This is a genomic window from Xylanibacter brevis P6B11 (assembly GCF_000621825.1).
In the GTDB taxonomy this organism is placed as follows: domain Bacteria; phylum Bacteroidota; class Bacteroidia; order Bacteroidales; family Bacteroidaceae; genus Prevotella; species Prevotella brevis.
Window position 1 is genome coordinate 1 of sequence record NZ_JHXG01000024.1, and the last position, 2,371, is coordinate 2,371.

General features: G+C 54.4%; 1 protein-coding gene. It reads left to right on the forward strand.

Features of this window, described 5'->3' with window-relative positions:
• Positions 1–138: 138 nt before the first annotated feature.
• Positions 139–2,371 (forward strand): MBG domain-containing protein (locus tag T496_RS13940; RefSeq protein ID WP_197018950.1); only part of this gene is annotated, 2,233 nt, incomplete at its 3' end.

The following is a 2,371-nucleotide window of genomic DNA, read 5'->3' on the forward strand; positions in this document are numbered from 1 at the left end:
TGTGCGGGAGCTTGCTCACAGGCACAAAGCCATGACAGCAGCACGGGGCTCGAAGAGCTAAAACATCAGCAGAGGGGTTTTCAAGGTTTTTGTTACAGAAAACAGTTAATGAGAAATAACAATAAAGAAACTATGAATATGAAAAGGAAATTATTTAGTTTGCTCGTGCTGCTGCTAACCGCAGTGACGGGCGCGTGGGCCGATGCCACGATTGCTAAGCTCTGGGTCGGCAACTCTGAAGAAGTAACGAGCGAAGGCACTATTACTGGCACAGGTGCCACTGAAGGTACGGCATCGGTAGCCATTGAAAACGGTAGCATGGTGCTCACGCTGAACAACTTCAAGTTTAATGGTTGCGGCTATAACGACAGTGGCATTTATTATCAAAGTGATGCAAACGGAAACACCCCTCTTATCATCAAGATAGAAGGTGACAACGAAATTACATTACCCGGTGGCACAGATAAATCTCTTTACGGCCTCTTTTTATATGGCGGTAATGGTGATCATGTTTTCACCATCACTGGCTCTGGCAGCCTGACTGTTACAGTGGGAGATGGCAATTTATCGAATGGCATTTTTGTTCAGCAGGCCGATCTCGTATTAGCCGGTGGAACTGTGACAGCGAATGCAGGCAGTGCAGGAGCTGAATTTAAAAGTTTAGGTGTATCGGTTCCGCAGGGCACATTAACCATTGACGGTTGTACGCTGAAGGCTTCCGGTAGCACGACAAGTGAAAGTCGCGGCGTTAATGTCAAGAATAATGTAACAATCAAAAGCGGAGAACTCGAAGCGTATGGATATTCGAAAGGCATAAAGAACTCTGGTGGCGATGCACTGGTTTTTGCCGAAGGCGTGACTCCTACATTGTTCAAAGCCGGCGACAATGAAGCATCAGCTACGGACGTTTCTAAGTATGAAGGTCAGAAGTACCTGCATGTTGTCTGCACCGGTGGAGATGAACCTGCCGCTCCCACTGGCGACGGTGTGAACTATGCGCTGAGTGTAGGCACCAACGAGCACGGAACAGTGAAGTTCTTCGTGAACGAGACTGAGGTGACAAAGGCACCGGAAGGCGCCACCGTAACCGTCGTCATCACTCCCAACACGGGCTGGGTGGTCAACCAGACCAGCGGACAGTGGGGCGCAGCCATTGCCAAGGCTCCCCGCCGCGCACAGGCCGGCATCGGCCTGCTGCAGGACTTCGAGTTGACCAAGCTGCTGGGACAGGACAACACCTGGTCGTTCGTCATGCAGCGCGCCAACGCCGAGATCAGCGTCACGTACAAGAAGCTGCTCACCAATCAGGACATCACCATCGACGACATCACTGCCCTGACCTATACCGGCGTGGCACAGGAGCCCGTCGTCACTGTGAAGGACGGTCAGACCGTTCTTACCCTCGGTACTGATTACACCGTGGCCTATAGCAACAACACGAACGCTGCCCTCTCTACGGCTGCTCAGAACGCTCCGACCGTGACCATCACCGCCGTAGCCACCAGCGAGAAGTACAGCGGCGAGACCACGAAGAAGTTCACCATCAACAAGAAGGCGCTGACCGTCACTGCCGACAACAAGAGCGTGACCTTCGGTGACGATGCTCCCACCTACACCGAGAGCTACGACGGTTTCGTGAATAACGAGACGAAGGCTGTCCTGGGTGGCACGCTGGCTCTGACCTGCAGCTACGTGAAGAACCAGAGCGGCGCAGGCAACTACGACATCACGCCCAGCGGACTGACCTCAAGCAACTACGACATCACCTTCACGAAGGGTACGCTGACCGTGGGCAAGAAGGCCCTGGAGGACAGCTTTATCGCTAACATCGCATCGCTGGTATATAACGGCGTGGCTCAGGAGCCCGCTCCCGTGGTGACCTTCAACGGCATGACGCTGGTGAAGGACGCGGACTACAGCGTGAGCTACGAGAACAACGTGAACGTGGGCACCGCCACCGCTACCGTCACCGCGCTGGCCAACAGCACGAAGTATAGCGGCACGGCTTCGAAGACCTTCAGCATCACGAAGAAGGCGCTGACCGTGAAGGCCGACAATAAGAGCGTGACCTACGGCGACGAGGCACCAGCATACACCGTGAGCTACGATGGTTTCGCTGCTCAGGAGAACAAGGATGTGCTCAGCGGCGAGCTGGCACTGGCCTGCGACTATGTGAAGGACCAGAGCGGCGTGGGTAACTACACCATCACGCCTAGCGGATACACCTCTGACAACTATGTCATCACCTTCGCCAATGGCACACTGACCGTAGGTGAGAAGGCGCTGGAGAACAGCTTCATCGCTGACATCGACGCGCTGACCTACACCAGCGAGGCTCAGACCCCTGCTCCCGTACTGACCTTCCACGAGA